The organism is Hyalangium sp. (assembly GCF_035629615.1).
In the GTDB taxonomy this organism is placed as follows: Bacteria; Myxococcota; Myxococcia; order Myxococcales; family Myxococcaceae; genus Hyalangium.
Window position 1 is genome coordinate 1 of sequence record NZ_DASPHO010000537.1, and the last position, 4,839, is coordinate 4,839.

Consider the following 4,839-nt stretch of genomic DNA (forward strand, 5'->3'; position numbering starts at 1 on the left):
AAGCGATGAGCCCCCACCGCCGCTCCTCTCCTCCCCTCGCCAAGGCTACCCGCCAGGCCGTGCGACTTCCGGGCTCGCAAGAGGGACTGCTGCGCCAGTACCAGGAGCTCATCGCCAAGCACGAGGCGCTCGCCCGCAAGCTGGAGCTGCGCAACGAGGAGCACCTCTCCACCCACAGGCTCTCTGCCTGGGCGCTGGAGACGAGCGCGAGCGCGCTGGCCCTCATCGGCGATGGTGTCGTGCTGCTGGCCAACCGGCGCTGGCACGAGCTGTCCCAGAGTGGGCCTTGGTACCGCGTGCACCAGGGCCGGCCACAGGGCCCGGCGCTGCAGACGCTGCGGCAGATGGCCGAGGAGATCTGTAGGGCGCTCAGCGCCACGGGGGAGAGAGGCCCCGTGGTGGATCGCTATCAGGAGCAGGCCGGGGTCCTGACGCTGGAGGTGCGCACGGAGCAGGTGGGCGCGCCCAAGCAGACCCAGCCGAGACAGGCGGTGCTGGTGCTTGCCCACGACATCACCGCGCAGATCCTGGCCGAGAGGGAGCTGGAGCAGGCACGTGCGGCGCTATCCGAGCAGGAGCACCTGCGCGCCCTGGGCGAGCTGGCCTCGGGCGTCGCGCACGATCTCAACAACACCCTCAACGCCATGAAGCTCCGGCTGGAGCTGATCGAGCGGGACACGGAGTTCACCGTGCGCCACCGCGGCCACCTGGACGCGCTGGCGCGCATCGTCAGCGACGCCAACACCCGCGTCCGCCACCTCCAGGACTTCGCGCGGCAACGGCCCGAGCACCCCGGCGAGCAGGTCCAGCTCGCCGACGTCATCCGGGAGGCGGTGGAGATCGCCCACAGCGACATCCAGCACCGCGCGGCACAGCAGGGCCTGTCACTCCATGTCGAGGTGACGGTCCCTCCGCTGCCGAGGGTGAATGGCGTGGCGACGGATCTGCGCTACGTCTTCATCAACCTGCTGCTCAACGCACGGGACGCCATGCCGAGCGGCGGCACCATCCTCGTGCGCGGCGCTTCGGCCGACGGCGCGGTCATCATCACCGTGGAGGACGAGGGCACCGGCATCCCCGAGGTCTCCCTGCGCAGCATCTTCCGGCCCTTCTTCACCACCAAGGGCAGCCACGGCACGGGACTGGGACTGTCCATGGCCTACGGGGTGATGTCGCGCGCGGGGGGCACCATCACCGCCGCCAACCGCCCGCAGGGGGGCGCGGTGTTCACCCTCTCCTTCCCTCTGCCGCTCGAGGCGAAGGGCCGGCGCCACCCGCGAGCCATCCGAAAACCTCGCTGAGGGCCCCTGTTCTCTGCAGCAGGCCTGATGCCCCCCATCAACGCTGGCTGGTTATTCTGAATATCCAGCTGGATCTCTCACCGCTTTCTCCGAAAAGTGCCTGCTCGCCTGGCGCTTTTCGGTGGGTCCTACACGCCCCCCCCTTCAATCCTGTTGCCCGGCATGGCCATAATCGGGTCTCTCTAAGCGACAACCCTGCCCCCTGGGGGAACCATGTCGGAAACCAAGATCCGAGTCCTCGTAGTAGACGATGATCAGGATCAGCTTGTACTCGCTGAACGTTCGCTCTCGTCCTACGGCTTCGATGTGCGGACGCATCGGTCCTCTCTGGGCGTCTCCAACCTCGTGCGTTCGGTGGCGCCAGATCTGGTGCTGCTGGACGTGAACATCCCCGCGCTGAGCGGAGACAAGGTGCTGTCGCTGGCGCGCGCGCAGGCGCCGCTGGGCACCAAGTTCATCCTCTACTCGGCCTCGGACGAGTCGAAGCTGCGCTCGCTGGCGCTGTCGTCCGGCGCGGATGGCTACATCTCCAAGAGCGTCCAAGGTGCGGACCTGGCCAGGAAGCTGACGGACCTCTACAAGCGAGGCCGCACGGCGACGAGCCCCTCGTCCAATCCGTCCAACCGCGTGATCAACAAGTAGCCCTGGCTGGGAGTCAGCGCTGGGGCCCTCCCTTCGAAGGAGCGGCCCTGGCGCCTCGCCCCACCGGCCAGGCTATCGGTCGACTCCCCCTCCATCGGTCAGGGCCGGGGTGAGCTCCGCCTCGGCGTCCTGGAGGCCCTCCAGCGCCGCCTCGATGCGATGGATGAGGAGGACACGGGAGGCAGGGGCCACCGAGAAGAACACCCGGGCTCCCGGAATGTCCGTGACGAAGCCCTCTTCTTCATGCGCCAGGATCTGAGCCAAGCGCTCGGGCTCTATCCCCTCCGCGAGGAGGGCGAGGTTCTCCAGGTGGGTCTCCAAGTGCACCCGCAACTCCGCGGGGAGCATCCGGAGCCGCATCTTCGCGGCGCGCGTATAGGTGAGCCGTTCATTCGACATGCCCGAATCCCGTCCTTCCCGAAGCTAGGCATGGGAGCGCACGGGTACGAGTCCGGGAGAACCCAAAAGAACATCCAGTCGAAACTCAGGCCAGCAGGTCGGCCACCTCTTGGTACACGCGACGGAAGTCCCCTCGTGCGCCAATGAGCCGCAGGTTCTGCGCCAGGCCTCCCGTGGAGCGGAAGAACATCACCGCCTCGGGTGGGGGGCGGATCTTGAGGAAGCGGGTCGCGTTCCGGGCGAAGTGCCGCTTCATGTCACGGCTGATCTCGCAGGTGGTGAAGTCGTATGCGTGCGAGCGCATGGGCCGCCCGGCGATGCGGAGCACCTCGTGGATGAGCTCCTCAGCCTCCGCGTCCGGCAGCTCCACGGTGAAGCCCACCTCGCGGCTCAGGGTGAGGATGTCCATGGGCTCCAGCCTCACCGCCTGGAGGAACATGCGCCGGTTGACGTCCACGAAGCGCTCGGAGAAGCCCTTGATGGAGCCGAAGTCCAGCAGCCCCAGCCGCCCATCCTTCATCACCATGAAGTTGCCGGGGTGCGGATCGGCATGGATCTCCCCCGCGCAGAAGAAGGGGCCGTAGATGGCGAGGACGAGCTGGCGGGCCACCCGGAAGCGCTCCTCGGGTGGCGGCTCCGTCAGCACCCAGTCCTTGAGCGTCTGGCCCTCGAGCAGCTCCAGCGTCAGCACGCGCTCGGAGGTGCGCTCGGGGATGACGTCCGGGACTTTGAGGTCCGGCAGCCGGGCCGCGCTCTGGACGAACCCGCGGCAGAGGTGGGCCTCGCGGCGGTAGTCCAGCTCCAGCAGCAGCTCCTCGCGCAGTTCCTGGAAGTAGGCGGTGCCGTCCATCACCTTGGCCGCCTTGGAGAAGGTCTTCACCACCATGCCCAGGTTGTCCAGGTCTCCCTTGAGCGAGTCCCCCACGCCCGGGTACTGCACCTTCACCACCACCGCGCGGCCGTCCTCGAGCACGGCGCGGTGCACCTGCCCCAGAGAGGCGGCGGCGAGCGGCTGCCGGTCGAACTCGCGGAAGAGGGCCTCGGGCGAGGCGCCCAGCTCCTCGCGAACCACCCGGGCCACGGTGTCATAGCCCATGGAGGGTGCCTGGTTCTGCAGACGCGCCATGATCTGACGCACCTCGGGGGTGAGCAGATCCGAGTCCATGGAGACGGCCTGACCGAACTTCATCGCCGCGCCCTTCAAGTCTCCGAGCGTGGCGACGAGCTTCTCGGCCATCCCCTTGCTGAGCAGCTCCGACTCCTGGCCGGCCAGCCTCCGGGCGCCGCTCTTGAGCACGTCCGCACCGAGCTGCGCGGAAAGCCCCGCCAGCTTGCGCAGCCGGGTGAGCCGCCCCTGAGGTGGGAGCTTGTCGTCGGAGTTGGAGGACATGGGACCAGGGATGATTAACGAGGAGCCAGTCCCTGGACGCAAGGGGCCCCTGTGGGCCATGGGGGGACACCTGCCCGCCTGGGCAGCGGGTGACATGTAGAGCGGTGCGCCTGAGCTCCGCACAGTCAGCGCCCCACCGCTTCGAGAGAACCCGCGGCGCCCCGGAGCCGCGCCCGCAGCGAGCGCCAGCGCTTGAGCGCCTCGAGGTGCAGCGGATCCACCCGCAGCGCCGCCTCGTAGGCCCCCAAGGCCTCCGAGAGCTTGCCCTGCACGGCGAACGCATCCCCCGTGACGAGGTGGACCGTGGCGTGCCCCTCTGGCACGCGGTGCCGCGCCAGGAACCGGCGGCGGCACTGCTCCAGCCCGGTGACGGTGAGCCCCGCGGCCAGGCACCGCAGCAGCCCCTCCAGGTTGCACAGGCTCGCGTCATACTCCGCGCGGCGCTCCGGGTGGCTCAGCGCGTGTGAGGCCCCCTCCACCCGCTCCAGCGCCCGCTCCACCTGGGCCCGCTGCCCCGGTGACAGGGGAAGCTTCAGCAGCGGCTCGAGCGCCAGGCGGGCCTCGCGCGCGTTGACGCGCACCGTGTCGAAGTCTGCATCCCAGGCAGCGCCCAGCACCCGGTAGTGATCGCCCAGCAGCCGGCTCCGGAAGCGCTGGAGCACCGCCTCCGCCCGCTGATCCTCCTGCGCGCTGCTCAAGGGAGGTGTCTGCGGAACCAGCCGCTCACCCCTGAGCAGCTGCTCGAAGGCCTCCAGGAAACCGGGCGCGGTGTCGCGCAGCTGCACGCCGAAGCCGGTGGCCATGTTCCACTGGCGTGCCTGCTCCGAGGACACGTGCCGCACCACCTGGCCCGTGCAGGCCAGCTCTCCTCCGGGCAGTCGCAGCAGCAGTCCCACCTCCTCGAGGAGCGGCGGCGGCGGCTCCTCCGTGTGGAGGAAGAGTCCGGCACGGCCCACCCGCTCGCAGCACAGCTCCACGGCGGGCGCCCCTCCGCTCACCCGCACCCGCGCCGCCAGCCCCGGCGGCTTCTCGCGCTTCGGGGCCAGGGCGGCCTGCAGCGCCTGACGCAGCTCCCCGGCCGAGGCGAACCGATCCTCCGGCCGCTTG

4 protein-coding genes and 1 pseudogene are annotated in these 4,839 nt (G+C 69.4%); 2 read left to right on the forward strand and 3 right to left on the reverse strand.

Going from position 1 to position 4,839, the window contains the following annotated elements; translation table 11 throughout:
- Both VD972_RS27280 and VD972_RS27285 read left to right on the forward strand, forming a co-directional pair.
- The coding region (locus VD972_RS27280; RefSeq protein WP_324991681.1) for a sensor histidine kinase at positions 1 to 1,301 on the forward strand (1,301 nt) is incomplete at its 5' end.
- A 213-nt stretch (positions 1,302 to 1,514) separates the two neighbouring features.
- Positions 1,515 to 1,943, forward strand: coding sequence for a response regulator (locus VD972_RS27285; RefSeq protein ID WP_324991682.1), 429 nt, complete (start codon positions 1,515 to 1,517; stop codon positions 1,941 to 1,943).
- A gap of 72 nt (positions 1,944 to 2,015) precedes the next feature.
- Here the strand turns inward: VD972_RS27285 and VD972_RS27290 are convergent, their stop codons facing one another.
- The 3 genes and pseudogenes from VD972_RS27290 to VD972_RS27300 all read right to left on the reverse strand — a co-directional run.
- Complete coding sequence (locus tag VD972_RS27290; RefSeq protein ID WP_324991683.1) at positions 2,016 to 2,342, reverse strand: hypothetical protein; 327 nt, start codon at positions 2,340 to 2,342, stop codon at positions 2,016 to 2,018.
- A gap of 85 nt (positions 2,343 to 2,427) precedes the next feature.
- Positions 2,428 to 3,732 carry an AarF/ABC1/UbiB kinase family protein gene (locus VD972_RS27295; protein ID WP_324991684.1) on the reverse strand — a complete coding sequence of 435 codons (1,305 nt, stop codon included), beginning with the start codon at positions 3,730 to 3,732 and terminating at the stop codon, positions 2,428 to 2,430.
- A 125-nt stretch (positions 3,733 to 3,857) separates the two neighbouring features.
- Positions 3,858 to 4,839 (reverse strand): annotated as a pseudogene (locus tag VD972_RS27300) (serine/threonine protein kinase); the annotation flags it as partial.

What these genes read in the sequence shown, in the direction of transcription:
- VD972_RS27295 (WP_324991684.1), bottom strand. Translation starts at nt 3,732, where the DNA reads ATGTCCTCCAACTCCGACGACAAGCTCCCACCTCAGGGGCGGCTCACC.
- VD972_RS27285 (WP_324991682.1), top strand. Translation starts at nt 1,515, where the DNA reads ATGTCGGAAACCAAGATCCGAGTCCTCGTAGTAGACGATGATCAGGAT.
- VD972_RS27290 (WP_324991683.1), bottom strand. Translation starts at nt 2,342, where the DNA reads ATGTCGAATGAACGGCTCACCTATACGCGCGCCGCGAAGATGCGGCTC.